Source organism: Rugosimonospora acidiphila (genome assembly GCF_039543385.1).
Lineage (GTDB): Bacteria > Actinomycetota > Actinomycetes > Mycobacteriales > Micromonosporaceae > Rugosimonospora > Rugosimonospora acidiphila.
Map to the genome: position 1 here is coordinate 47,003 of NZ_BAABJQ010000016.1, position 25,736 is coordinate 72,738.

Here is a 25,736-nt window from a genome sequence, read left to right on the forward strand (position 1 = left end):
CCATCGGGGGACCGCTTCCTACTGTCGTCATGACGAAATCATCTCAGCCGTTGGTTACCGGCCCGGGTCGGCGGGCCGCACAACAGCCGGCCTCACAGTAGTCCCAGGTCGGAAGCCTCCCCAGCGCCTCGCGCGGGTGGCCGGGCTCGGTGCGCTCCAGCACCAACGCTCGGATCATCTCCACGAACCGCGGGTCGGTACCGGGGGTGGCGGCCCGCACGTAGTCCAGCCCGAGCGCCTTGGCGGTCTGTGCCGCCTCGGTGTCCAGGTCCCACACCACCTCCAGGTGGTCGGAGATGAACCCGATCGGGCTGACCACCACGCCGGTGGTGCCCCCGGCCGCCAGCGCGGTGAGGTGCTCGTTGATGTCCGGGCCGAGCCATGGCACCTGAGGGGGGCCGGAACGGCTCTGCCACACCAGGTCCCATTCGAGGTCACCGGCGACCAGCCCGGCCACCTCGCGCAGTTGCGCCTCGTACCGCCGGCCGGTCGCGGTGCCGGTCAACGCCGCCATGGTGACCGCGCCCGCCGATTCCGCCATGGACACCGGAATCGAGTGCGCGGTGAACACCAGCCGGGTGCGCCCGTTCTCCCGCTCCGGCAGGGTGGCCAGGGCCGCCCGTACCGCGTCGGCGTGCGGCGCCACGTGCCCGGGGTGATCATGATAGTGGCGGATCTTGTCGATCACCGGCGCGCCGTCGCCGACCTCCGCCCGGGCCCGGTCGATGTCGTCCTGGTACTGCCGGCAGGAGGAGTACGAGCCGTACGGGCTGGTGACGAACGCCAGCGACCGGCGCACCCCGTCATCGCGCATCTGCCGCACGGTGTCGGTCAGGAACGGGTGCCAGTTCCGGTTGCCCCAGTAGATCGGCAGGTCCGGCCCGTCAACGGCGAAGCGCTCCCGGATGGCGGCCAGCAGCTCGCGGCACTGTTCGTTGATCGGCGACACGCCGCCGAAGTGCCGGTAGTGCTCCGCGACGTCGGCCAGCCGCTCCTCCGGTACGCCCCGGCCCCGGGTCACGTTACGCAGGAACGGCAGGACGTCGTCGGGCCCCTCCGGGCCGCCGAACGACACGAGTAGAAAGGCGTCGTACTCCACTCGCCCATCTCACCAGGTCGCCCGGTCGGCCCCCGCCGCGGGTGCGGCCGGGCATGCGCCCGGTCACGCCCCCAGCGCGTGATACCCGCCGTCGACGTGCACGACCTCGCCGGTGGTGGCCGGGAACCAGTCGGACAACAGGGCCGCTACCGCCCGCGCGGCCGGCTCCTGGTCGGTCAGGCTCCAGCCCAGCGGCGCCCGGGCCGTCCAGCTCTCCTCGAACTGCTCGAAGCCGGGGATCGACCTGGCCGCCATGGTGCGCAGCGGGCCGGCCGAGACCAGGTTGGACCGGATTCCCTGGTGGCCCAGGTGCAGCGCCAGGTACCGGTTGACCGACTCCAGGCTGGCCTTCGCCACGCCCATCCAGTCGTAGACCGGCCACGCCTTGGTGGCGTCGAAGGTCAGCCCCACCAGTGAGCTGCCCGACTTCATCAGCGGCATGCAGGCCATGGCCAGCGCCTTGTACGAGTACGCCGAGACCTGGATGGCGTTGGACACGTCCTCCCACGGAGCGTCCAGGAACCCGCCGCCCAGGCAGCTCTGCGGCGCGAACGCGATCGAGTGCACCACGCCGTCGAGTCCGTCCACGGTGGACTGAACCTTGCCCGCCAGCCCGGCCAGGTGCCCCGCGTTGGTCACGTCCAGCTCGATCACGGGCGCCTCGGCCGGCAGCCGCTTGGCTATCCGCTCGACCAGGGACAGCCGGCCGAAACCGGTGAGCACCACCGTCGCGCCCTGCTCCTGGGCGATCTTGGCGACCGAGAACGCGATCGACTGGTCCGTGATGACCCCGGTGACCAGCAGCCGCTTGCCCGCCAGCAGTCCAGACACGCTTTGCCTCCCTGACCTATGACTCGAGTGGCCGATGACTCAGTGGCCCATGCCGACGCCGCCGTCGACCGGGATGACCGCGCCGCTGACATAACCGGCCGAGTCGCCGGCCAGCCAGGTGACCGCGCCGGCGATCTCATCCGGCTGCGCGAAGCGGCCCGCCGGGATCTGACCCAGGTACCGCTTCTTGACATCCTCGGGAAGATTGTCGGTCATGTCCGTCTCAACGAAGCCGGGGGCGACAACGTTCGCGGTGATGTTGCGGCTGCCCAGTTCGCGGGTGATGGACCGGGCCATCCCGACCAGGCCGGCCTTGCTGGCCGCGTAGTTGACCTGGCCGGCGCCGCCGAGGTGGCCGACCACCGAAGAGATGAAGATGAGCCGCCCCCACCGGGCGCGCAGCATCTTGGTACTGGCGCGCTTCGCGCACCGCCACGCGCCGGCCAGGTTGGTGTCGATGACCTTGTTGAACTGCTCCTCAGACATCCGCATGAGCAGCGTGTCCTCGGTCACCCCGGCATTGGCCACCAGCACCTCCACCGGCCCCAGCTCACCCTCGATCGTGGTGAACGCGGCATCGACCTCGGCGGAATCGGTGATGTCGCACCGCACGCCGAACAGTCCGTCCGGCGCGCCGCTGCCCCGGTGGGTCACGGCGACCCGGTCGCCCTGCTTGGCGAATGCCTGCGCGATGGCCAGGCCGATGCCCCGGTTACCCCCGGTGACCAGCACGGTACGTGCCACGAGGTCTCCTTGCGTGCGGTGGATGATGTGCGAGATGTGCGAGATGACGCAACCAGAGCGTAGGCGCTGGCCGGGTCCGGGGGAAATCCACCCTCCGGCACGACGCCCGTCATTTGCGCTATGATGTCTGCCGGCAATTGAGAGACCCACGACCACAGGAGGTGATCGCTGTGCGAGATAGCGATCCTCCGAGTCGTGGTCCACTCCTCCGTCAGGCATCCTGACGCTCGCGCGTGTGCCCTTCCGGCCGCGCCGCTGACCACGACTCGACACGCGCTTTCCCCGCGTCACTCCTCAAGTCCGGGAGCCGTCGATGAGCCGTTACGCCGTACCGCTGACCTTTGCCCTGGTCACCATCTGGGTGGGTGTCGTCTTCATGCTGGTCAAGAACGCCAGCGGCAGGTGAGCCCGATCACGACCGGCGGCGCAACCGTGCGCCGCCCCGGCCGCGCGCCGATCAGGCCGACCCTGGCGCCCCGCCCGCCCCGCCGACACTGGCCGCCGCTCAGGGCAGCCGGGAGGTCCACAGCAGGCTCATCCCGGCCGCCGCGAAGGCGAACAGCAGCCCCACGCCCACGTACCACTGGGTGATCTCCCGCGGCACCGTCTTGAACCCGATCGAGCTGCCCATGTCCTGGTAGACCTGCTTGAGCTGGGACAGGCTGGCCGCCTCGTAGTAGTGCCCGTGCGTGGTCTGCGCCAGCTGCTGCAGCGACGGGCGGTCCACCGGTACCCGCTGGGTCTGGCCCTGGATCTGCACGGTGCCCTCGTCGGTGCCGAACGCGATGGTGGACACCGGCACATTGGCCGCCTTCGCCGCGTTGGCCGCGTCCTCGATCGGCCGGCCCGCGGTGCGGTACCCGTCGGAGAGCAGCACGATGCGGGCGGGGGGCGGCCCGGACGCGCCGTCGGCCGGCACCGACGCGATGGCCGACAGGCTGGTGAACACCGCCTCACCGGTGGCCGTGGCCTCGTTGAGCTGGAGCCCGTCGATGGCCTGGTCCACCGCCGCCTTGTCCTTGGCGGGCGAAACCAGCACGTTGGCCGTCTTCGCGAACGAGACCAGCCCGATGTTGTACGAGTCGGGCAGCTCCTTGACGAACTGCTTCGCCGCCACCTTGGCCGCCTCGATCCGGGTCGGCGCCACGTCGCTGGACTGCATCGACAGCGACACGTCGATCGCGACGATGACGGTGGCCCGCTCCAGCGGCTGCTTGGCGTCCGTGGCCGGCCGCGCCATCGCGCAGCCGAGGGTCACCAGCATCAGCAGGAACGCGCCGGCCGCAAGGTGCCGGCGGTACCCCAGGCCGCGCGGAGCCAGCTTCTCCAGCAACGACACGTTGGTGAACCGCACGGCGTAGGAGCGCCGACGCAGCTGGCGCAGCACGTAGATCCCGGCCAGCGCCAGCACCGGGATCAGGGCCAGCAGCCAGAGCGGGTCGAGGAAGCGAATCATCGGGTGGTCCCCCTGGTGCGCGCGTGTCTTTGCGCCGCGACAAACCGAACGATATCCAGTAGCCAGTCACGGTCCGTACGCAGCCGCAGGTGCGCGGCGCCGGCGGCCCGTAGCGCGGAGGTGATCTCGGCGCGCTGGGCGGCGGCCGCCGCCGCGTAGCGGGCCCGCAACTGCGCGTCACCGGTGTGCACCTCGTGCAACCGGCCGGTCTCCGGGTCGACGAACTCCATCACCCCGGCGTCGGACAGCTCCAGCTCGCGCGGGTCGACGATCTCGATGGCCAGCACGTCGTGGCGGACCCCGAGCTTGCGCATGGGCCGGGCCCACTGGCCGGGCGCCACCATGAAGTCGGAGATCACCACCGTCAGGCCGCGCCGGCGGGGCGGCCGGTTCAGCGAGTCGATCAGGCCGCCCAGGTCGGTACGCCCGGGGCGCACCGGCGTGTGCGCGAGGGCCCGCAGCAGCCCCTGGGCGTCCTTGCGCCCCGCCTTGGCGGGCATCCGGGTGATCTGCTCGCCCGTGCCGATCACCGCGCCGATCCGGTTGCCGCCGCGCACCGTGAGGTGGCTGACCGCGGCCGCGGCGGCGACCGCGAGGTCGCGCTTGAGGCAGGCGGCGGTGCCGAAGTCGAGGCTCGCCGACAGGTCGACCGCCAGCCAGGTCTCCAGCTCCCGGTCGGCGTCGGTCTGTCGCACGTGCGGGATGGTGGTACGCGCGGTGACCGGCCAGTCCATCCGGCGCACGTCGTCGCCGGGCAGGTACTCCCGCGACTCGCCCACCTCGGTGCCGGGACCGGGCAGCAGCCCCAGGTAGTCGCCCTGCAGTAGCCCGTCCAGCTTCCGGGTGACCAGCAGCTGCAGCTTGCTCAGCGCGGGCTCGGCCCGGTTGGCCGAAAGCGGCAGTTCGCCGTGCCCCGAACTGGGGCTGGGGGTACCCGTCGCGTCAGCCGCCAGGTCACCCCGCGGATCCCTGCGTAACCTGCGCAGCAGGCCGAGCATGTCCCGACTCACGCCGGCACCACCGTCATACCGGTCGCCCTGAGGTCGGCCAGGCGGCGGCCTGCGCGGCCGCCGGAGTCTGCGGGTACCCGTGGTGGTTGCCGCCAGGTGCGCCGCCCGCCGGCGTCGCGTTCTGCCGGGGCGCCACCGTGGGCAACGGGACGGCGGACAGGATCCGGTCGATGATCTGGTCGGCCGGGATGTCGTCGGCCAGCGCGTCGTAGGACAGCACGAGCCGGTGGCGCAGGATGTCCGGCGCGATGTCCTGCAGGTCCTGGGGCAGCGCGTAGTCCCGCCCACGCAGCAGGGCCAGCGCCCGGGTGGAGCGCACGATGCCCAGCGACGCGCGGGGACTGGCGCCGTACTGGATGAGCGGGGCGACATCGGGCATGCCGTGCTCGGCCGGTGCCCGGGTGGCCAGCACCAGCCGGACCGCGTAGTCCACCAGCGCGTTGTGCACGAACACCTCGTCCGCCTTGCTCTGCAGCTTCACGAGGTCGTCGGTGTTGAACACCGGTACCGGCTCGGGCGGCGCCACGCCCATCCGATAGACGATCTCCCGCTCCTCCGCGTCGGTCGGGTACCCCACCTGGATCTTCATGAGGAACCGGTCGCGCTGCGCCTCGGGCAGCGGGTACACGCCCTCCTGCTCGATCGGGTTCTGAGTGGCCATGACCAGGAACGGCAGGGGCACCTCGTGGGTCTGACCGCCGACCGACACCTGCTGCTCGGCCATCACCTCCAGCAGTGCGGACTGCACCTTGGCCGGCGCGCGGTTGATCTCGTCGGCCAGCAGGAAGTTGACGAAGACCGGGCCCAACTCGACGTCGAACTTCTCGCTGGATGCCCGGTAGATCCGGGTGCCGACGATGTCGGCCGGGACGAGGTCCGGCGTGAACTGGATGCGGGCGAACGAGCCGCCGACCACGTGGGCCAGGGTCTCCACCGCCAGCGTCTTGGCGACCCCCGGCACCCCCTCGAGCAGGCAGTGCCCGCGGGCGAGCAGCGCGACGAACATCCGCTCGATCATCCGGTCCTGACCCACGATCACGCGCTTGACCTCGAACAGCGCGCGCTCAAGCAGACCCGCGTCCTGAGCCGGGGTGCTGCTCGGTGCTGAGGTCGGCGTGGACGGGGGCGGGGTCGGTTGGGCCACCGGTCCTCCAGGCATTTCAAACGAGTATGACCAACCTAGCTTGGCACGCGGCGCCCAGCACGCGCGCACGGACCGGGACTGCTCGATCAAAATACCCGCTCGCTCCTCCCCGACGCATCCGATGATCAGGATCGGTGTTCCGCTCCGGGAAAACGCCCGATTCGGCACACGCAACGGGTAGACACCAGGGGCGTGTTCGGCGGTACGATTCACCCGTCGCCGGGCGGCTTCCCCCGTGGCCGCCCGGCGCTCAATCATTACGGAGTGAGTGACATCCTCCTCTGTTCCGCCAAGGGTTGCCGCGCGTCCGCCGAGTGGGCGCTGCGCTGGAACAATCCGAAGCTGCACCCGCCCGAGCGGCGCAAGACCTGGCTCGCCTGCGCCCAGCACCGCGACAGCCTCGGCGACTTCCTGTCCGCCCGCGGCTTCCTCCGCGAGGTGACGCCCGTCGACCCGGACGCGCCACCCGGCGACCAGCCAACCGAACCCGCCAACCAGCCGCCGCAGCCCGCCGACCAGCCGACCGCCGGGCAGCCGCCCCGGCCCATCGGGCAGCCGCCCGCGTCCGCCGATCCGGAGGCCGGATCCGGCGCGGCCGGGTAGCCGGCGTCGAGCGCGTCACGTCGGGGTTTTCGGCCGGCGTGTCCGGGTACGAAACCGCGACCCCGACGAGAGGATCACCGGCCATGCAGAACAACACCACGACACCGGCCCGGGTCACCATCCTCGGCACCGGGCACATGGGCGGCGCGATCGCGGCGAACCTCGCCGAACACGGCTACGAGGTGCGCGCCTGGAACCGCACCGCGGCGCACGCCGAGGGGCTTGCCGCGCAGGGCGTCCAGGTCGTCACCGACGCCGCCGACGCCGTCAAGGGCGCGGACCTGGTGCTGACCATGCTCACCGACGGTGACGCGACCGAGAATGTGATCGACACCGCGCGGCCGGCGGCCGGCACCACCTGGGTACAGATGGGCACGATCGGCGTGCGGGCCACCGAGAAGCTGATCGAGCTGGCGGCGGCGCGGGGGCTCGACCTGGTCGACGCGCCGGTGCTGGGCACCGACGTGCCGGCCCGCCAGGGCAAGCTGCTGATCCTGGCCTCCGGGGCGGACCAGCTGCGCGACCGGGTACAGCCGCTGTTCGACACCCTCGGCACCCGGACCCTCTGGCTCGGCGCCGCCGGCCGGGGCAGCGCCGTCAAGCTGGCCCTCAACACCTGGCTGGCCGTGATCGCGGAGGGCATCGCCGAAACCCTGGCGCTGGGCGACTGCCTGGGCATCGAGCCGGCCACGATCCTCGACGCGATGGAGGGCACGGCGGTGGCCGCGCCGTGGGCGCTGACCAAGGGGCGCAACCTGCTGGCGGGCCAACTCGAGGCCGGCTTCCCGCTCAAGCACGCCACCAAGGACATCGCCCTGGTGGTCGAGGCGGCCCGCGAGCGCGGCGTGGACCTGCCGGTCGCCGAGGCGGTCACGCCGGTGTGGCAGGCGCTGGTACAGGCCGGGTCGGGCGACCGTGACGTGGCCGCCGCCGGCGCCCGCTACCCGTTGGCGCCCCGCTGAACACGCCGTCGCCCGGCACCGCCGCCCACCGGCGCGCGGATACGTAGGCTTCGGTCATGGACTTGCGCCCCGGACTCGCCACGCGGGTACAGCTCACCGTCACCGACGCCGACACCGCGCAGTCGCTCGGCTCCGGGGACGTGCCCGTGCTGGGCACGCCCCGGGCGCTGGCTCTGGCCGAGGCGGCCACGGTCGCGCTGACCGCCGGGCGGCTGCCCGCCGGGGCCACCACGGTGGGCGTACGGGTCGAGCTGGAGCATCTGGCCGCCACGCCGGTCGGCGGCCTCGTGGTGGCCGAGGCCGTGATCTCCGAGGTGGACGGCCGGCGGCTGAGTTTCGTGGTCACCCTGCGACAGGGCGAGCAGGTGGCCGCGCGGATCCAGGTGGAGCGGGTGATCGTGGACCGCGAGACCTTCGTGGCGAAGGCGTACTCGTAATGGCGGGTCTCGCCGAAGTCGCCCCCGGCGTGTACGTGCACCGCCACCCCGTGCTCGACGTCAACGCGACGCTGATCGTCGGCGAGGACCGGGCGCTGCTGGTCGATACCCTGTCCGGCCCGGCCCAGGGCGCCGCGCTGGCGGAGGAGGTCCGCCGGGTGACCCCGGCGCCGTTGGCTTTGGTCAACACCCACCACCACTTCGACCACTGCTTCGGCAACGCCGCCTTCGGCGAGGCCGGGGGCGCGATCTGGGCGCACCGGGACGCCGTCGCCCAGCTGCGCGACCACGGGCCGCGCTGGCAGCACACCTGGTACGAGCAGTGGCTGCCGACCGAGCCGGAGCTCGCCGAGGACCTGGGCCGCGCGGTCATCGCCGTACCGAACCGGGTGGTGCACCGGGCGGCCACCCTGGACGTGGGCGGCCGGCGGGTGGAGCTGCGCCACCTCGGGCGCGGGCACACCGAGGGCGACCTGGTCGTGCTGGTGGCGGATGCCGGCGTCGTGCTGGCCGGCGACCTCGTCGAACAGGGTGCCCCGCCCGACTTCGGCGACTCGTATCCGCTGGAGTGGCCCGAGACCGTCGCCGCCCTGCTGAACCTGATCTCGACCGACGCGGTGGTGGTGCCCGGCCACGGCGCACCGGTCGACCGCGGATTCGTCGAACACCAGCACGGGCAGCTCAGCGAGTTGGACTGGTTGATCCGCTACGGGCACCGCGACCGGGCGACCGAACAGGCCGTCGCGGCCAGGTCCCCGTTCGGCCCGGACGCCTCCCTGGTGGCGGTGCGCCGGGGCTTCGCCGAGCTGACCGGCGGCGTCTGAGCCCTCCCCCGCCCGTCACTTCGGCCCTCCCCGCCGCCCCTCCCCCACCGCCGCTCCCCCGCGCTCCGCGCCGCCGCGCCCTGCCCACGAGGGTCACCCCAGCGGGCACGCGTTGACCGGGAAGCTGTGGTCGGACCTGCCCGCGACCCCCCGCCAGGCCGGGTTCCACGGCACCCGTAGCGCGGGCGCCTGCCAGGCGGCTCCCGCCCACTGCAGGGCCGCGTAGTCCCATTCCCGGTGCTGCCGCACCTGGCCGGAGTTGATGAATTCGGCCAGCCGCCGCCGGTCACCCGGCCCGTCGATCAGCAGGCCGTGCACGGCCGCCACCTCCACCACCGGGACGCGCGGACGCAGGTCGGGCGAGACCGTGATCGCGTCCCCGGTGGACAGGAACGCGACGGTCCGTACCCCCCGCTCCGGGCACAGGATCCGGTTGCCCCGGAACAGTGGCGCGTCGTCCATCAGCGACCGGACGAACGGCTCGTCGGCGCTGTTGGGCAGGCCGTCGGCCAGGCTGAGCAGCCCGAAGAGGCCGCGCAGCTCCCACCCGGTGGCCACGCCCCACCCCGTGTCGGCCCCGCGCGGCGGATAGTAGACGCGCCCGGCCCGCACCGGCGGGCTGAGCAGCGCCACCCGATCGACCGCCGGGTGCGGCATGGTCCGCAGGTAGACCTGCGCGATGAACGCGCCCTCGCTCAGGGCCACCAGCGCCACCGGCCGCCCGGTGGCGCGGTGCACCCGGTCGACCTGGTCGGCCAGCATCCGCGCGCCGGCCGGCAGCGATCGGTGGGTGTCGATCGCCAGGTAGGGACGGGGACGCCCGGCGCCGTCCGAGCCCCGGTAGGAGAAGCGCACGATGGGCAGGGCGCGCCCGCTGGGCTCGCCGCCGTACTGGGAGTCGTAGCCGGCCAGGAAGATCACCGGATGGCCGGCGTCGAGGTCCTCCAGCCGCAGGATCGGGTCCGGCTCCGTGCGCTCCTGCCGGTGCACGTCCATCACGGACACCCAGCCGAGGCCGGCCGTGAGGGCGACCACGACCGCGATCACGCCCGGCGTGACCGGTACCCGCCGCCACCGGACCGGCCGGTGCGCCACCGCCACCCGTACGGCAAAGCGCCACAGGACCCCGTTGACCCCGCCGACGAGCACCGCGATCGGCACCGTCACCGAGGGCGGGGACCACCACAGCAGCGCGCTGCCGGCCGTGAGCGTCACGACGTTGACGAACGACAGCGCGACGGCGCCGGCCGGCGGGAAGCCCCGCCACCAGCCCGGCACGATCCCACCCCGCTGCAGGAACGGCGCCATGATCAGCAGCGGTACCAGCTCGCCGGCCAGGTACCAGGAGACCGACACCTCCGAGGCGACGATGCCCAGCGCGGCCCACGGGGACAGCAGCGCCCCGAGCAGGGCGGCGAACCCGAGATTGCGCAGGACCAGCCGGCCCAGCGGTGGGCGCGCCACCCCGGGCGGCCAGGCCAGCGCGGTCTGGCCGGCACCCAGCAGCCCGCGGAACGCGATGGCGGCCAGCGATTCGAGCACGAACCCGGCCCACGACCGGTGATAGACCAGCACCCAGAGCAGATCATGGAAGGTCCCGTACGGCCAGACCGCGCTGACGTGCGGGGCCAGGCTGATCGTGGTGGTGAAGCCGCCGGCGCGCACCAGGCCGGCCTCGACCCCGGCCGGTACCGCGGAGAGGATGATCAGCAGCGCCAGGCGCGCCGGCCCGGAGCGCGCGCGCTCCCGCCAGCCCCCGGTGACCCGATCCATCCCCGCAGCCGGTACCCGCCGGTCACGCGGGTAATCGATGAGGCCGCCGGTCGGAGCCCGCCGGACGCGCTGGGCGCACCGGCCGGGCCCAGCGGGGCGCTCAGCGCACCATCGAGCCGACCACCGGCTTGGTCAGCAGCGCGGACTGGGCGCGGGTGATCCCCGGGTTCAGCGAGCGCTCCACGAAGATCGCGTGCCACACGCAGAACACCAGCACCGTCCAGACCTTGCGGGAGTAGTCCGCCTCGCCGCGCTTGTGCGCCTGCAGCAGGTTGCGGGCGTAGTTCAGGTCGAGTAGGTCACCGGCGCCGGAGCGGTCGAAGATGTGATGCGCCCAGTCGTACATCTCGCCGGCCAGCCACACCCGGGTCGGGGTGGGGAAGCCCAGCTTCTTGCGGTTGACGATGGCCGGCGGAACCACGTCGCGCAGTGCCTGGCGCATCGCGAACTTGGTGTCCGTGGAGTGCGGCGGCAGCTTCAGGTCGACCGGGATCGACGCGGCCACGTCGAAGACCGGCCGGTCCAGGAACGGCACCCGCACCTCCAGCGAGTGCGCCATGGACATCCGGTCCGCCTTGACCAGGATGTCGCCGCGCAGCCAGGTGTACAGGTCGACGTACTGCATCTTGGTCACGTCGTCCAGGCCGGCGGCGGCCGCCTCGGCGTAGACCGGCCCGGTGATGTCGGTGTAGCGCACCCGGTCGTCGTAGCGGCGCAGCAGTTCGCGCTTCTCCGCCTCGGTGAACATCCGGGCGTTGCCGTAGTAGCGCTCCTCGATCGGGGTGGTGCCCCGCTCCAGGAAGCTCTTGCCCTTGACCCCCTGGGGCATCACCTGGGCGACCTTGCGCAGCCCCTTCTGTACCGGGTTGGGCAGTCCGTTGATGGTCGACAGCGACAGCGGCTCGCGGTAGATGGTGTACCCGCCGAAGAACTCGTCGGCACCCTCGCCGGACAGCACCACGGTCACGTACTCGGACGCCTTCTTCGCCACGAAGTACAGCGGCACCAGGGCCGGGTCGGCCACCGGATCGTCCAGGTGCCAGACGATCTTCGGCAGCGCCTCCATCATGTCCTGCGGCCCGATCTTGGTCGGGATGGTGGTCACGCCGAGGTGGCGGGCGGAGTCCTGGGCCACTTCGATCTCGGAGTATCCGGGCACGTCATACCCGACGGTGAAGGTCAGGATGTTCGGATTGAACTCGCGGGCCAGCGCCACCACGGCGGTGGAGTCGATGCCGCTGGACAGGAACGCGCCGACCGGCACGTCCGAGCGCATGTGCATCCGGACGCTCTCGCGCAGGGTCTCGCGGATGCGCCGGTACAGCGACTCCGGATCGTTGGTCGGGGTGGGCCGGAACTGGGGCTGGTAGTAGCGGCGGGTGGCGAAGGGGCCACCGGCCCGGTACGTGAAGCACTCGCCGGAGCCGACCCGGCCGATACCCCGGTGCAGGGTGCCCGGCTCCGGCACGTACTGCAGCGTCAGGTAGTGCGACAGGTTGGCGGTGTCCACCGCGCCGTGGCCGTCGACGTTGCCGTAGAAGTCCTGGGGCAGGAACGGCAGCAGCGCCTTCTTCTCGCTGGCCAGGAAGAGCCCGTCGCCGGTGACCAAGTGGAACAGCGGCTTGATGCCGTACGGGTCGCGGGCGCCGAAGACCAGCTTCTGGAAGGTATCGACGATCACGAAGGCGAACATCCCGCGCAGCCGGTTGACGACCGCCTCGCCCCAGTAGTGGAACCCGGCGACGATCACCTCGCCGTCGCCCCCGGTGTCGAACCGGGCGCCGTAGTCCCGGATCAGCTCGTCGCGCAGCTCGATGTAGTTGTAGATCTCGCCGTTGAAGGTGAGCAGGTACCTGCCCCCCTCGTAGGGCAGCGGCTCGTGGCTGCCGGCCACATCGATGATGGACAGCCGCTTGTGGGCGAAGATCACATCCGAGCCGACCACCTCGACGCCGGTCTCGTCCGGGCCACGGTGATGCAGGCTCTCCAGAGCCCTGGCCACCGCGTCCCGGTAGGCCGGCGCGTTGCCGCGGGAGCTGATGAACGTCAGGAGTCCGCACATGGCGGTCATCCTTTCATGGTCGGCTCGTGGCCCTGGCCCGACTGGCACGATAGGTTCTTGAGCATGAGTGACAAGGTCTCCGGCAGCCAGACTCATGACCCCGATTTCCCGGAAAAGTTCCTGGCCTTCATGCGGAGCGGCTGGCGCGACACCCCGCTCGACGTGGCGCCCGGCCCCGAGGCCGCGAACTACGCCAGGCGACGATCCGCGCTGTCCGAGGCCTTTCCCGGCGAGACGCTGATCATACCGACCGGTCGGGAAAAGGTACGCGCGAACGACACTTCCTACCCGTTTCGGCCGGGTAGCGACTTCGTGTACCTCACGGGCGAGCACGACCCGGACGCGGTGCTCGTCCTGCGCCCCGACGGGACGGCGACACTCTACGTTCGGCCCCGCTCACCCCGCGACACCGACGAGTTCTTTCGCGACCGCGCCTACGGCGAGCTGTGGATCGGCCGCCGGCACACGCTGACCGAGAAGGCCGCCGAGCTGGGCATCGAGACCGCTCACCTCAACGACCTGCCGACCGTGCTCGACGACTGCGCCCCGGGCCGCACCCGGGTGCTGCGCGGCTTCGACCCGGCCGTGGACGCGGCGGTGCGCGGCAACCCCCGCCGCGACGCCGAGCTGGCCACGGCGCTGTCGGAGCTGAAGCTGGTCAAGGACGACTGGGAGATCGCCCAGCTGCGGGACGCCATCGACGCCACCGTGCGCGGCTTCGAGGACGTCGCCCGGGTGCTGCCCGCCGACCGGCCGGTCTCCGAGCGCCTGCTCGACGGGGTCTTCGGGCTGCGCGCGCGCCACGACGGCAACCAGGTCGGGTACGGCTCGATCGTGGGCAACGGCGCGCACGGCGCGATCCTGCACTGGGTACGCAACAACGGGCAGACCCGCCCGGGCGACCTGCTGCTGATGGACATGGGCGTGGAGAACCGGGCGCTGTACACGGCCGACGTCACCCGCACGGTTCCGGTGTCGGGCACGTTCAGCCCGGTCCAGCGCCAGATCTACGACCTGGTGTACGCCTCCCAGCAGGCCGGCATCGACGCGATCAAGCCGGGCGTCGGCTTCGACGAAATCCACCAGACCTGCATGCGCGTGCTGGCCGGTGGACTGTTCGACCTCGGCCTGCTGCCGGTCGGCGTGGACGAGGCGATGAGCAAGGAGTCGACGCTGTACCGGCGCTGGAGCCTGCACGGCTTCGGCCACATGCTCGGCCTGGACGTGCACGACTGTGCGAACGCGCGTCGCGAGCGGTACCGGGAGGGCACCATCGGCGAGGGGTATGTGCTGACCGTGGAGCCCGGCCTGTACTTCCAGCCGGACGACGAGCTGGTCCCCGAGGAGCTGCGCGGCATCGGCATCCGCATCGAGGACGACGTGCTGGTGACCTCGGCCGGCGCCCAGGTGCTCTCCGCCGGGCTGCCGCGCACCGCCGACGACGTCGAGTCCTGGCTCGCCGCGCAGCGTGAGGCCGGCCCCCGCCTGCCCGGCTGAGCAGGCCCGGCCACCGCATACACGCTGCCACCACACGCACCCGGCCACCACACGCACCCGAGACGCGCACGTTCGACCGCCCCGGGGCCGCCGACACTCGGATCGGCCCCGGCCGGCGGGCCCGGACCGGAGCCGCTTAGGTTCTCCCGGTGGCCATGATGGAGATCTACGCCCTCGACCTCGACGAACTCACGGCAGTAGTCGGCTCCGGTGATCGAACCCTGCTGCGCACGATCAGTGTGGAGTTGGAGGGCCACCTCGCGGTCGCCGACGAGGAGTTCGGCGACCGGATCGCCGAGGGCGCGCCGACCCGGCTGGACGCGATCCGCGCGGTGATCGACGGTGGGCCCTTCGACGACCGGTACGGCTACCAGTACGGATACGCCTACCACAACCTCTGCGTGTACCACGGGCTGCGCCAGAACAACCTCAACTTCGCCCCGTTCCGTCACGACTGGCTCGAGACGGTCGACGAGGGGCTGCGCCGGCTCGGGCTCACCGCCGTCACGGTGAGCACCTTCCGGCACAACCGGCCGCCGTCGCCGCTGCCGTACACGACCGAGCCGACGTACGGCGAGTGGTCTCCGGCGCAGTGCCGCGAGGCGTTCGACCAGTGGCGGGCGAGCACGATCGAGCAGCGGGCGGCGCTCGGGTACGACCTGCGGGAGGCGGTCGAGTCCTGCGCCGAGTGGCTGCGCGCCGCCACGTCGGGCAACGGCCTGGGCATCGCCGCCTTCAGCTTCTGACGCCCACGGCGGGAGTCAGCCGAAACAGCGGGGCGCCGCGGCCGGGCTGCCGGCACAGTTGGTGGGCCGGTTGCCGGTGATGGTCGACCGGACATCCACCGCCACGTTGGGGACGTCGGTGAAGATCCCGCCGGGCGCCACCGCCGAACTGTTGTCGCTGACCCGGGTGTTCGCCAGCGCCAGCGTGCCACCCTCATTGACCAGGCCGCCGCCGACACCGGAGGCATGGTTGCCAGTCACCTCGGTGTCGCGCAGGTTGACCGTGGCGTGGTCGTCGATGAGCCCGCCGGCCGGGCCGCCGCTGGTGTTGTCGGCGATGGAGCTGCCGATGATGGTGATCGTCGCCGCGGGGCCGATGTTCAGGCCGCCGCCGGCCAGCATGTTCACCCCGTCGCTGACGTTGTGGCTGATCGTGCTGTCGCTGATCGAGGCGGTGGCGCGGATGCCGAGCGCGATGCCGCCACCGACGCCGACGGCATGGTTGCCCGTGACGGTGGTGTGCTCGACGACCATGCGGGCGAAGTTCTCGATCCCTCCCCCGCCGTCGGAGGAGTTGCCGGTGACGGTCGAGTCGCTGATGCGCAGGCTGCCCCCGTTCTGGATGGCGCCGCCGAAGAAGTCGGAACGGTTGCCGGCGAGCGTGCTGCGGTTGAGCTCGGCGGTTCCGCCCCGGCGGATCACGATCGCGCCGCCGTCGCGCGCGGGGAAGGCCAGGCCATTGGTGAGCGTGACGTCGTTGAGGGTCAGGTCGCCACCCAACGAGACGTCGAAGAACCGGAACGGGTCCGCCCCGGCCGCCCGCGTGATCGTGGCGCCGTTGCCGTTGACGACGATCCGCTGCGCGATCGGCGGCAGCCCGTTCCCGCCCTGGTTGGCCGTCAGCGTGTACGTGCACCCGCTGGCCAGCGACAGCGTGTCGCCCTGGCGCCCGTTGGCCAGCGTGATCGCCCGGATCAGCGCGTCCGGGTCGCAGGCCACCGGCGTACCGGTGCCCGGACCGCCGGTGGCTCCGCTGCCCGTGGCGCCGCTGCCCGTGGCGCCCGTGCTCGCGCCGTCCGGGCCGCTCGCGGCGGCCAGTGCCGCCGGGCTCGGCTCGGGCGCACCGGCCAGGCGATCCAGGGCGGCCAACCCGCCGACGCCGGCGACCAGGCTCCCGGCCATCAGACCCCGGACCAGCGCCCACCCGACCGGGTGGCGCCGCCGCGCTCCGGGCCAGCCGCCCAAGCCGCGCCTCTCATCCTGGGACATCGGTGTCTCCGTCCTCGTCGATCAAAGTCCGGCCGGTACCGCCGGCCAGGCTGGCCGGTGCACCACCGGTTCCCTTGCTCGACGGTAGGGGTGGAAGCGGCACAAGTAGCGTGAAACACGAATAATTCGTGCATCAGGCGTAATCACGGTGAATCGTGATCCCGGGTCGGGTACCGGACCTGACATTGGCACGTCGGCACCGCGATAGTGGACGCTATCGCACGCTATCGTCGTGCCCATGGCGTCTGAGAACGGGCCCGCCGAGAAGCTGGCCGCGCTGCTGGAAACGCTCAGTCCCGCCGACCGCCAGGAGATCTCGGCCTGGCTGCTCGGTCGGGTCGTGCGCAGGAGCTGGGCACTGGGGCCCGCACTGCACCGCGACCTGCTCGATCACCGCGACCTCGCCACCGGGCTGATCACCGGGGAGGGCAATCAACTGGTGAACATCCGGCTGCCCACCGAGCAGCACGAGCGGCTGCGCGGCTGGTGCAACGAGCACAGCTTCAGCATGGCGGCGGTGATCCGGGGCCTGGTCGAACGGTTCCTGGAGGAGCAGCAGCGCGCCGCGGCCGCCGAACCGCCGACCCGCCAAAGCTGACCCGTCGCCCGACCCCACTGCTTCGACCTGCCGAGCCCCGGCGCGCCGAGCCGGACCCGCTCGCCGCGGGTAGCGCAGCGGGCGCCGGGCGGATGGCCCGACGCCCGCGGGGGTGCCTCACCCTCGGATGGAGTTCGCGATTCTGATCAGCGGGCCGCGACCTGCCAAGCCGGCCCGCCGGGCAGCTCCCAGCGCAGCGCCAGCCGGTCGCCGACCGCCACCGCGCGCCACTTGTCGTCCAGTGCGTCCAGCAGCACCAGGCAGCGGCGCAGCGTCGCCGCCTGGTACGGACAGGGGGCGGAGCGCAGGCTCCCCCACGCCTCCAGCACCTGCCGGTAGACGATGGCCGCCTTCACCTCGTGCTCCACCCCGTCGTGCACCACGCCGGAGAGCACCTCGGCGAGGCTGAGTTCGGCCGCGTACGCCTTGATAACCGCCCGTGAACGCACCTTCGCGTCGTAGCGCGGCCGGCCGCTGACCACGGCCATGTTGGCGAACATCGCTCCAGCCGCGATGCTGCCGAAGACGCCGTGGCCGAGGCGAAATTCCCGCTCGGCGACAAAATGCACCAGATCGTGAGGAACTCGCCAGGTCTGGTCGAGACCCGGCAGGCGGACGGTGAGCCCGTCATCGCGACGCATGAGCACCGCGTAGCCACCAGAACCGTCGGTACGGTGGAAATGAACCTGCATGCGCTCAGTCTGCGCTCGGCGTGCAATGGATCGAATCGAGTTATCGCAACCTGACACCTGGCAGAAGGAGTACGGTCTTGCGACCCTAGCAAGACGGACGTACGGTTTCTTTGGACCCCGACGCGCCACCGGAAGCGTGTTGCGGGAGACTGCTCCACAGCGACGACTTGTTAAGGAGTTTCGACGTGGCGAGCCTCGACACCTTCGGTGCGAAGAGCCAGCTACGCGTCGGCGACGCGAGCTACGAGATCTACCGGATCGGCCAGGTGCCCGGTCACGACCGGCTGCCCTACAGCTTGAAGATCCTCCTGGAGAACCTGCTGCGCACGGAGGACGGCGCGAACATCACCGCCGACCACATCCGGGCGCTGGGCGGCTGGGATCCGTCCGCCAACCCCGACGTGGAGATCCAGTTCACCCCGGCACGGGTGCTGATGCAGGACTTCACTGGCGTACCGTGCGTCGTCGACCTGGCCACCATGCGTGAGGCGGTGCGGGAGCTGGGCGGCGACGCCACCAAGGTGAACCCGCTGGCCCCCGCCGAGCTGGTCATCGACCACTCCGTGATCGCCGACGTGTTCGGCCGGCCCGACGCCTTCGAGCGCAACGTCGAGTTCGAGTACGGCCGCAACAAGGAGCGCTACCAGTTCCTGCGCTGGGGCCAGACCGCGTTCAACGAGTTCAAGGTCGTGCCGCCCGGTACCGGCATCGTGCACCAGGTCAACATCGAGCACCTGGCCCGGGTGGTCTTCGATCGCGACGGGGTGGCCTACCCCGACACGGTCGTGGGCACCGACTCGCACACCACGATGGTCAACGGCCTGGGCGTGCTGGGCTGGGGCGTGGGCGGCATCGAGGCCGAGGCGGCCATGCTCGGCCAGCCGGTCTCCATGCTCATCCCCCGGGTGGTCGGCTTCAAGCTCAACGGCCAGCTGCCCGAGGGCGCGACGGCCACCGACCTGGTGCTGACCATCACGCAGCTGCTGCGCAAGCACGGCGTGGTCGGCAAGTTCGTCGAGTTCTACGGCTCCGGGGTGGGCGCCGTGCCGCTGGCCAACCGGGCCACCATCGGCAACATGAGCCCCGAGTTCGGCTCCACCTGCGCCATCTTCCCGATCGACGACGAGACCGTCCGGTACCTGCGGCTGACCGGCCGCTCCGCCGAGCAGACCGCGCTGGTCGAGGCGTACGCCAAGGAGCAGGGCCTGTGGCACGACCCGGCGCGTGAGCCGGAGTACTCGGAGCGCCTGGAGCTGGACCTGTCCACGGTGGTGCCCAGCATCGCCGGGCCCAAGCGGCCGCAGGACCGCATCGCGCTGACCGACTCGAAGAGCGCCTTCCGCGCCGCGCTGCCGGACTACGTCGCCGAGGACGGGGTGGACGAGGAGAGCCGGGAGAGCTTCCCCGCCTCCGACTCCCCGGCGTCCAACGGTGGCGGCGACGGCCACCGGGCGCACGACGTGACCCCGGTGACGCTGGCCGACGGCACCACGGTCGAGCTGGACCACGGCGCGGTGGTGATCGCGTCGATCACGTCCTGCACCAACACCTCCAACCCGCAGGTCATGATCGGCGCCGCGCTGCTGGCCCGCAACGCGGTGGACAAGGGCCTGTCCCGCAAGCCGTGGGTCAAGACCACCCTGGCGCCGGGCTCCAAGGTGGTCATGGACTACTACGAGAAGGCCGGCCTGGTGCCGTACCTGGAGAAGCTGGGTTTCAACCTGGTCGGGTACGGCTGCACCACCTGCATCGGCAACTCCGGTCCGCTGCCGGAGGAGATCTCGGCGGCAGTCAACGCCGAGGACCTCACCGTGGTCAGCGTGCTGTCCGGCAACCGCAACTTCGAGGGCCGGATCAACCCGGACGTGAAGATGAACTACCTGGCGTCCCCGCCGCTGGTCGTCGCGTACGCCATCGCCGGCACCATGGACCTGGACCTCACCCGGGAGCCGCTGGGCACCGACACCGACGGCAAGCCGGTGTACCTGGCCGACATCTGGCCCTCGCCGCGCGAGGTGCAGGACGTCATCGACGTGGCCGTGTCGGCGGACATGTTCACCAAGGACTACGCCGACGTGTTCGCCGGCGACGAGCGGTGGCGCTCGCTGCCCACGCCCACCGGGGACACCTTCGCCTGGGAGACCGAGTCGACCTACGTGCGTAAGCCCCCGTACTTCGAGGGCATGGCCGCGTCGCCGGCCCCGGTGGAGGACATCGACGGGGCACGGGTGCTGGCGCTGCTGGGCGACTCGGTGACCACCGACCACATCTCGCCGGCCGGCTCCATCAAGGCCGACTCGCCGGCCGGGCGGTACCTGGCCGAGCACGGCGTGGACAAGAAGGACTTCAACTCCTACGGTTCCCGCCGCGGCAACCACGAGGTGATGATCCGGGGCACCTTCGCCAACATCCGGCTGCGCAACCAGCTGGTACGGGGCGTCGAGGGCGGGTTCACGGTCAACCAGCTGACCGGCGAGCAGACCACCATCTTCGAGGCGGCCGAGGCGTACGGGCAGGCGGGCGTGCCGCTGGTCGTGCTGGCCGGCAAGGAGTACGGCACCGGCTCCTCGCGTGACTGGGCGGCCAAGGGCACCATGCTGCTGGGCGTCCGGGCGGTCATCGCGGAGAGCTACGAGCGCATCCACCGGTCGAACCTGATCGGCATGGGCGTGCTGCCCCTGCAGTTCCCGGCCGGCCAGTCGGCCGCGTCGCTGGGCCTGACCGGTAACGAGACGTTCACCATCACCGGCATCGAGACCATCAACGACGGTGCGGCCCCGCGCAAGGTACACGTGATCGCCGACGGCATCGAGTTCGACGCCGACGTGCGCATCGACACCCCCGGCGAGGCGGACTACTACCGGCACGGCGGCATCCTGCAGTTCGTGCTGCGCCGGATGCTCAACTCCTGAGCGTTCGCTCCCGCTATCTAACGGGGCCGGCCCGGTCGTCCATAATGGACGGCCGGGCCGGCCCCTTTGCTGGGAACGTCAGCTCGCCCGAGGGTAGCGGGGCCGGGGCGGCATCGCCTCCGCCGTGGTGGACGCGACCGCACCCCAGACATCCCGGCAGGCGTACGACTGGCTCACGTGCACCCACCGTCCGTCCGGATCCCGCGTCACGGGCGCGGAACAGTGCACACACGACCGAACGGCCCTATCCCTCACGCGGAAACATCGGCGGGACCGCGGCTGGCGTTACACCCCGCCGGTGGGCTGGGGTAACGCCGTTTCAGTTTCAGCGCATGCCCGCCTCGCGCAACAGCTCCCGGGTCAGCTCGTCCCCGTCGACGCCGGGCAGACCCCGCGCGGTGAACCAGGCGGCTACGTTGCGCACATCCCGCGCCAGGTACTCCGGCCCGCGCGGGTTGCCCACCACGTCGACGACCTGCGGCAGATCGATGAGTACGAGCTGCCCGTCGTGGACCAGGATGTTGTACGGGGAGAGGTCGCCGTGCGCCAACCCGCACCGGGCCAGCACGGTCAGCCCGTCGACGGCCTGGCGCCACAGATCGGCCAGCTCGTCCCCGTCCGGGCGTACCTGGGCCAGCCGGGGTGCCGCCTCACCGTCGGGGGTGCCGAGAAACTCCAGCAGCAACTCGGTGCCCAGAATCTGCACCGGGTACGGGACGATCCGCACGCCGAACTGGTGCCCGACCTCCCAGAGGCGGCACAGCGCCGCGAACTCGGCCGCCGCCCACTGGCCCGCGATCGCCTCGCGCCCGAACCCGGTGCGCTTGGCCATCGCCCGGTTGACCCGGGACTCCCGGACCCGCCGACCCTCCAGGTAGCCGGCGTCCCGATGGAACATCCGGTGCTCGGAGGCCCGGTACCGCTTCGCCGCCAGCAGGCATTCCCGGTCGGTACCGGGTACCGCCCGCCGGACCAGATCGACGTCGGCCTCCTTGCCGGTCTTGACCACGCCGAGCTCGTAGTCGACCGCGGCCAGCTCGGTGACCAGCCAGTCCGGGTAGGGCTGCGGGCCGCGCTCACCCGCCTGGGACTGGTCCCAGGTCGACCAGCGGTCGCCGGTCTCGGGAAGTTCCTCGGGATCGATCGTCTCGGGTGCCCGGCGAGGGGGGCGCCTCAGAGTCCGCGGTTCGTCGTCGTCGAACCCGCGACGCCGGCCGCGGCCGGCGCGCACATCATCGTCATCGCGCAACGCAAGGTGTCCTTATCGGAAGTCGGAAGGGAGAGAAGCGGATTCGGGCACGCGACAGGGACAGTCATGGCCATGGGCTTTTCGCCTCCCTCCGACTCGACCGGGACAACCTCGACCGGGCAGGGGCCCGGCGTTTCTCGCAGACTGCCGCCCACCCCTCCGGGGCGCAACCGAATTAACTTCCCGGGGCCGGCGAAGTAATCTAACCCGGTCAAGAATTCAACCGAGTTTCATCGAGGGTATGATGGCGGGGTGAGCAATCCGACGGGGCTCAGGGAGCGCAAGAAGGCGCGTACCCGCGACGCCATCTCCGAGGCGGCGATCAGCCTGTTCCTCGCGCACGGCTTCGACGGGGTCTCGGTCGCCGACATCGCCGCCGCCGCCGAGATCTCCAAGCCGACCCTGTTCCGCTACTTCCCCGCCAAGGAAGATCTGGTGCTCCACCGGATCGCCGACCACGCTGGCGAGTCGGCGCGCGTCGTCCGGGAGCGGCCCGACGGCACCTCGCCGCTCAACGCGCTGCACGCGCACCAGCGGGACGGGCTCGACCGCAGGGACCCCGTCACCGGCCTCAACGACCACCCTCAGGTGCTGGCCTTCTACCGGCTGATGATCACCACTCCCAGCCTGGTGGCCCGCATGGCCCAGTACCAGTTCGACAACGAGAACGCGCTGACCGAGGCCCTGGGCGGCGACACGCCCGCCCGGCTGCGCGCGGCCGGATTCCTCGCGAGCCATCGGGTGCTCGCCGAGACCAACTGGCGCAAGCTCACCGCGGGGCGCGGCGCCGACGAGGTATACCCGGAGGCCCTCGCGGATGTCGACCTCGCCTTCGAACTGCTGCGCCACGGCTCCGGCGATCCGGCGTAGCCGCCGCCTCCGTCACCCGCGGGACGGCGGGCCGTTCGGGTCAGCCGTTCGGGTCAGCCGCTCAGGACGGCGGCCAGGGCGGCGATGGGCCCGTCGGCGGTGTAGGTCGGCGCGTACCGCTGCTCGGTCCACCGCCGACCCCGGTGCAGCCAGACGCTGCGCAGCCCCAGCCCGTTCGCCCCGCCGATGTCGGCCTCTGGGCTGTCCCCGATCATCCACGCGCCCGCCAGGCGCATCCGGGCCCGCCCCGCCCCGATCGCGAAGATGCGCGGATTGGGCTTGCTGACTCCGGCCTCCTCCGAGATCACCCAATCGGCGAGGTACTGGTCCAGACCGGTACGCCGGATCTTCGCCTCCTGCTGGCGCTCCGCGCCGTTGGTCACCACCACCGGTACCCAACCGGCGTCACCGGCTATCTTCAGCGCGCAGGCCACCATGGGGTCCAGCCGGGTATTGGCCACTATGCCGTCGTGTAGCGCCTCAACGATGTCGATCGCGGAAATCCTCAACCCGTACCGGTCGCGCAGCGCCTCCGCCACATCCCAACGGTCGGTCAGCCCGTCCGCGTCCACATCGAGCAGCCAGTCGATGTCCTCGGCCGGCGCTCCGACCTCTCGGAGAAAGTCCTCGCCCCAGGCGCGAAACGGACCGGCGCGGTCGAGCAGAGTGTTGTCGAGGTCGAGGAGCAACAGCGGCACGCCGGCACCATACGGGACAATGTCGCCGGCGAACACCCCCGAAGCACATTCGAAGGGAATTCCATAATTGACAACCCTCGGTGTCCCGGAAAACTGTCACACTCCGCGTGCCGACTGCCGCTTTCCGACCCCGACCACCCGGATACGGGCGCGGCGTAGCCTTCCCCGGTGACCTCACCGACCCTGTACATCGCGGCGTACGACCCGGCCTGGCGGAACCGAGGCGCGTTGCTGTGCGCCGAACTGCGGGAGGCGCTGGGTCCGCTCGCGCTGCGGGTGGAGCACATCGGCAGCACGGCGGTACCCGGCATGGCCGCCAAGCCGGTCTTCGACCTGCAGGTGAGCGTGCGGGATCTCGCCGAGGCCACCGAGGCGTTCGACGCTCCACTGCGCGAATTCGGGCTCGCCCGCCGGCCGTGGGAGCAGGACCACGTCCCGGCGGGCGGCGACGACGATCCGGCCAGGTGGGCCAAGCGGCTGTGGGGCACCGCGCAGCCGGGCGGCGAACGGATCAATCTGCACTGCCGTGTCGCCGGCTCCCCCAATGAGCGGCTGGCGCTGCTGTTCCGTGACTGGATGCGGGCCCACCCGCTCGCGGTGGCCGGGTACGCCAGCTTCAAGCGGGCGCTCGCAACGATCACCAACGACCTCGACGTCTACAGCGATATCAAGGACCCGGTCGTGGACGTGGTCATCGTTGCCGCCGAGGATTGGGCGCGGGCCATCGGGTGGACACCCTGAGGCGGGCACGCTCGCGACACGCATAGCAAGCCGTACGTACGGATTGCATTAGCCGGGTACCACCTGTCACGATCGAACCGTGCCCAGGATCAGCCAGGATCAGCTTGAAGCCCGTCGCCGCGAGATCCTCGCGGGTGCCCGTGCCAGCTTCGCACGGTTTGGATACGAGGGCGCCACGGTCCGCCGGATCGAGGAGCAGACCGGCCTGTCCCGCGGTGCCATCTTCCACCATTTCCGGGACAAGGACTCGCTGTTCCTCTCGGTGGCCGAGGACGACGCGGCCGACATGGTCGCCACGGTCGCCGAGCACGGCCTCGTCCAGGTCATGCGCGACCTGCGCGACCGGGCCGACTCCTCGGACCTGCCCGGCTGGCTGGGCACCCAGCTGGAGGTGTCCCGCCGGCTGCGCACCGACCCGGACTTCGCCAAGCGCTGGGCCGCCCGGTCGCAGGCGATCGGCGACGCGACCCGGGAGCGGCTGCGCCGCCAGCGCGACGCGGGCGTGCTGCGCGACGACGTGGAGATCGAGACGCTGGCCCAGTTCCTCGAACTGGCGTATGACGGCCTGGTGCTGCACCTGGCGATGGGCCGGCCGGCCGACGATTTCGGGCCGGTGCTGGACCTCGTCGAGGAGGCCGTGCGCCGCCAGCGCGCCGACCGCCGGGCCGCCGGCCGGCGCCGGCCGGTCTAGCTGGTAGCGTCCCGCGACCGCTGTCCGGCCGGCAGTATAGGCAGCATGGATCTGGGACTGGACAAGCGCGTCTACATCGTCACCGGAGGCTCCCGAGGCCTCGGCTTCGCCGCGGCGCAGTGCCTGGTGGCCGACGGCGCCCAGGTCGTGATCAGCGCGCGGGATCCCGACCGGCTCGACGATGCGGTACAGCGGCTGGGCGGTCCCCGGCGGGCGGCGGGGCTGGCCGTCGATCTGGGCGATCCGGCGGCAGCCACCCGACTCGTCGACCGGGCGGTCGACGCGTTCGGCGGCCTGGACGGCGCCCTGGTCTCGGTGGGCGGCCCGATGCGCGGCAGCACCATACAGATCAGCGACGATCAGTGGCGTGCCGCCTTCGACACCGTGTTCCTGGGGACGGTGCGGCTGGCCCGTACCGTGGCCGAGCGGCTGCCGGCCGGCGGCGCGATCGCCTTCGTGCTGGCCAGTTCGGCGCGCACCCCGCTACCCGGGGTCGGGCTGTCCAACGGGCTGCGGCCGGGGTTGGCCGCGGTGGCCAAGGAGATGGCCGACGAGTACGGGCCGCGCGGCATCCGGGTGGTCAGCCTGCTGCCGTACCGGATCGAGACCGAGCGCAACCGGGAGCTGTGGGCCGCGACCGGCGACCTCGAGGCGGCGCGGCGGCAGACCGAGGCCAGCATTCCGCTGGGCCGCGTCGGCCAGCCCGACGAGTTCGGACGGGTGGCCGCCTTCCTGCTCTCCCCCGCGGCCGGCTACCTGACCGGCCTGTCGGTGCCCATCGACGGCGGGGCGCTGCGCACGCCGTAGCGCTGGCGCGGCGCCACTCCCCCGGGCCGCCCCGCCGTGCCG

Annotated in this window: 24 protein-coding genes; 12 read left to right on the forward strand and 12 right to left on the reverse strand. The window is 71.5% G+C overall.

What is annotated here, in order from left to right:
- Positions 1 to 43: 43 nt before the first annotated feature.
- From ABEA87_RS24700 to ABEA87_RS24725, 6 genes are all read right to left on the reverse strand, one after another.
- Complete coding sequence (locus ABEA87_RS24700; protein WP_345633304.1) at positions 44 to 1,099, reverse strand: ferrochelatase; 1,056 nt, start codon at positions 1,097 to 1,099, stop codon at positions 44 to 46.
- A 63-nt stretch (positions 1,100 to 1,162) separates the two neighbouring features.
- Positions 1,163 to 1,930 carry an enoyl-ACP reductase FabI gene (fabI, locus tag ABEA87_RS24705; RefSeq protein ID WP_345633305.1) on the reverse strand — a complete coding sequence of 256 codons (768 nt, stop codon included), beginning with the start codon at positions 1,928 to 1,930 and terminating at the stop codon, positions 1,163 to 1,165.
- 39 nt (positions 1,931 to 1,969) lie between these two features.
- A complete protein-coding gene (locus ABEA87_RS24710; protein WP_345633306.1) occupies positions 1,970 to 2,674 on the reverse strand; it encodes a beta-ketoacyl-ACP reductase in 705 nt (234 codons plus the stop codon).
- Between the two features lie 505 nt (positions 2,675 to 3,179).
- Entirely contained in the window at positions 3,180 to 4,130 is a 951-nt protein-coding gene (locus ABEA87_RS24715) for a VWA domain-containing protein (RefSeq protein WP_345633308.1), read from the reverse strand.
- Positions 4,127 to 5,083: a DUF58 domain-containing protein gene (locus ABEA87_RS24720; RefSeq protein ID WP_425570949.1), complete on the reverse strand. Its 957-nt coding sequence runs from the start codon at positions 5,081 to 5,083 to the stop codon at positions 4,127 to 4,129. The genes ABEA87_RS24715 and ABEA87_RS24720 overlap by 4 nt, the downstream gene beginning before the upstream one ends.
- A gap of 70 nt (positions 5,084 to 5,153) precedes the next feature.
- A complete protein-coding gene (locus ABEA87_RS24725) occupies positions 5,154 to 6,299 on the reverse strand; it encodes an AAA family ATPase (protein ID WP_425570944.1) in 1,146 nt (381 codons plus the stop codon).
- Positions 6,300 to 6,548: 249 nt separating this feature from the next.
- Here ABEA87_RS24725 and ABEA87_RS24730 point away from each other — a divergent pair, with 249 nt between their 5' ends.
- The 4 genes from ABEA87_RS24730 (at position 6,549) to ABEA87_RS24745 (ending at position 9,110) form a co-directional block, all read left to right on the forward strand.
- On the forward strand, positions 6,549 to 6,887 hold the full coding sequence (locus ABEA87_RS24730) for a hypothetical protein (protein ID WP_345633313.1): 339 nt from the start codon (positions 6,549 to 6,551) through the stop codon (positions 6,885 to 6,887).
- Between the two features lie 83 nt (positions 6,888 to 6,970).
- Positions 6,971 to 7,849 carry an NAD(P)-dependent oxidoreductase gene (locus ABEA87_RS24735; protein WP_345633315.1) on the forward strand — a complete coding sequence of 293 codons (879 nt, stop codon included), beginning with the start codon at positions 6,971 to 6,973 and terminating at the stop codon, positions 7,847 to 7,849.
- Positions 7,850 to 7,905: 56 nt separating this feature from the next.
- Complete coding sequence (locus ABEA87_RS24740; RefSeq protein WP_345633317.1) at positions 7,906 to 8,286, forward strand: thioesterase family protein; 381 nt, start codon at positions 7,906 to 7,908, stop codon at positions 8,284 to 8,286.
- Positions 8,286 to 9,110 (forward strand): MBL fold metallo-hydrolase, encoded by an 825-nt coding sequence (locus ABEA87_RS24745; RefSeq protein ID WP_345633319.1) that lies wholly within the window; start codon positions 8,286 to 8,288, stop codon positions 9,108 to 9,110. The genes ABEA87_RS24740 and ABEA87_RS24745 overlap by 1 nt, the downstream gene beginning before the upstream one ends.
- Before the next feature lie 93 nt (positions 9,111 to 9,203).
- On the opposite strand, the gene ABEA87_RS24750 is transcribed toward ABEA87_RS24745, so the two are convergent.
- A complete protein-coding gene (locus tag ABEA87_RS24750; protein ID WP_345633321.1) occupies positions 9,204 to 10,883 on the reverse strand; it encodes an alpha/beta fold hydrolase in 1,680 nt (559 codons plus the stop codon).
- Between the two features lie 100 nt (positions 10,884 to 10,983).
- Complete coding sequence (asnB, locus tag ABEA87_RS24755; protein ID WP_345633323.1) at positions 10,984 to 12,945, reverse strand: asparagine synthase (glutamine-hydrolyzing); 1,962 nt, start codon at positions 12,943 to 12,945, stop codon at positions 10,984 to 10,986.
- Between the two features lie 63 nt (positions 12,946 to 13,008).
- Between asnB and ABEA87_RS24760 the strand changes: the two genes are divergently transcribed.
- Both ABEA87_RS24760 and ABEA87_RS24765 read left to right on the forward strand, forming a co-directional pair.
- Positions 13,009 to 14,442: an aminopeptidase P family protein gene (locus tag ABEA87_RS24760; protein WP_345633325.1), complete on the forward strand. Its 1,434-nt coding sequence runs from the start codon at positions 13,009 to 13,011 to the stop codon at positions 14,440 to 14,442.
- 155 nt (positions 14,443 to 14,597) lie between these two features.
- Complete coding sequence (locus tag ABEA87_RS24765; RefSeq protein WP_425570950.1) at positions 14,598 to 15,188, forward strand: DUF7691 family protein; 591 nt, start codon at positions 14,598 to 14,600, stop codon at positions 15,186 to 15,188.
- A 15-nt stretch (positions 15,189 to 15,203) separates the two neighbouring features.
- Here the strand turns inward: ABEA87_RS24765 and ABEA87_RS24770 are convergent, their stop codons facing one another.
- A complete protein-coding gene (locus ABEA87_RS24770; protein ID WP_345633328.1) occupies positions 15,204 to 16,436 on the reverse strand; it encodes a right-handed parallel beta-helix repeat-containing protein in 1,233 nt (410 codons plus the stop codon).
- Positions 16,437 to 16,674: 238 nt separating this feature from the next.
- Here ABEA87_RS24770 and ABEA87_RS24775 point away from each other — a divergent pair, with 238 nt between their 5' ends.
- The gene (locus tag ABEA87_RS24775) at positions 16,675 to 17,034 is read left to right on the forward strand and encodes a ribbon-helix-helix domain-containing protein (RefSeq protein ID WP_345633330.1); all 360 of its coding nucleotides are present in this window, start codon (positions 16,675 to 16,677) and stop codon (positions 17,032 to 17,034) included.
- A 146-nt stretch (positions 17,035 to 17,180) separates the two neighbouring features.
- On the opposite strand, the gene ABEA87_RS24780 is transcribed toward ABEA87_RS24775, so the two are convergent.
- Positions 17,181 to 17,726: a hypothetical protein gene (locus ABEA87_RS24780; RefSeq protein ID WP_345633332.1), complete on the reverse strand. Its 546-nt coding sequence runs from the start codon at positions 17,724 to 17,726 to the stop codon at positions 17,181 to 17,183.
- A 185-nt stretch (positions 17,727 to 17,911) separates the two neighbouring features.
- Here ABEA87_RS24780 and acnA point away from each other — a divergent pair, with 185 nt between their 5' ends.
- Complete coding sequence (acnA, locus tag ABEA87_RS24785) at positions 17,912 to 20,638, forward strand: aconitate hydratase AcnA (protein WP_345633334.1); 2,727 nt, start codon at positions 17,912 to 17,914, stop codon at positions 20,636 to 20,638.
- 325 nt (positions 20,639 to 20,963) lie between these two features.
- Here acnA and ABEA87_RS24790 read toward each other — a convergent pair whose 3' ends face one another.
- Positions 20,964 to 21,887 (reverse strand): serine protein kinase RIO, encoded by a 924-nt coding sequence (locus tag ABEA87_RS24790; protein WP_345633336.1) that lies wholly within the window; start codon positions 21,885 to 21,887, stop codon positions 20,964 to 20,966.
- A gap of 252 nt (positions 21,888 to 22,139) precedes the next feature.
- Between ABEA87_RS24790 and ABEA87_RS24795 the strand changes: the two genes are divergently transcribed.
- A complete protein-coding gene (locus tag ABEA87_RS24795) occupies positions 22,140 to 22,757 on the forward strand; it encodes a TetR/AcrR family transcriptional regulator (RefSeq protein ID WP_345633338.1) in 618 nt (205 codons plus the stop codon).
- Positions 22,758 to 22,810: 53 nt separating this feature from the next.
- On the opposite strand, the gene ABEA87_RS24800 is transcribed toward ABEA87_RS24795, so the two are convergent.
- Positions 22,811 to 23,455, reverse strand: coding sequence for an HAD family hydrolase (locus ABEA87_RS24800; protein ID WP_345633340.1), 645 nt, complete (start codon positions 23,453 to 23,455; stop codon positions 22,811 to 22,813).
- Positions 23,456 to 23,623: 168 nt separating this feature from the next.
- Between ABEA87_RS24800 and ABEA87_RS24805 the strand changes: the two genes are divergently transcribed.
- From ABEA87_RS24805 to ABEA87_RS24815, 3 genes are all read left to right on the forward strand, one after another.
- Positions 23,624 to 24,196, forward strand: coding sequence for a GrpB family protein (locus ABEA87_RS24805; RefSeq protein WP_345633341.1), 573 nt, complete (start codon positions 23,624 to 23,626; stop codon positions 24,194 to 24,196).
- 79 nt (positions 24,197 to 24,275) lie between these two features.
- Positions 24,276 to 24,887: a TetR/AcrR family transcriptional regulator gene (locus ABEA87_RS24810; RefSeq protein WP_345633343.1), complete on the forward strand. Its 612-nt coding sequence runs from the start codon at positions 24,276 to 24,278 to the stop codon at positions 24,885 to 24,887.
- A gap of 45 nt (positions 24,888 to 24,932) precedes the next feature.
- Positions 24,933 to 25,694 (forward strand): SDR family oxidoreductase, encoded by a 762-nt coding sequence (locus ABEA87_RS24815; protein ID WP_345633345.1) that lies wholly within the window; start codon positions 24,933 to 24,935, stop codon positions 25,692 to 25,694.
- Positions 25,695 to 25,736 lie beyond the last annotated feature (42 nt).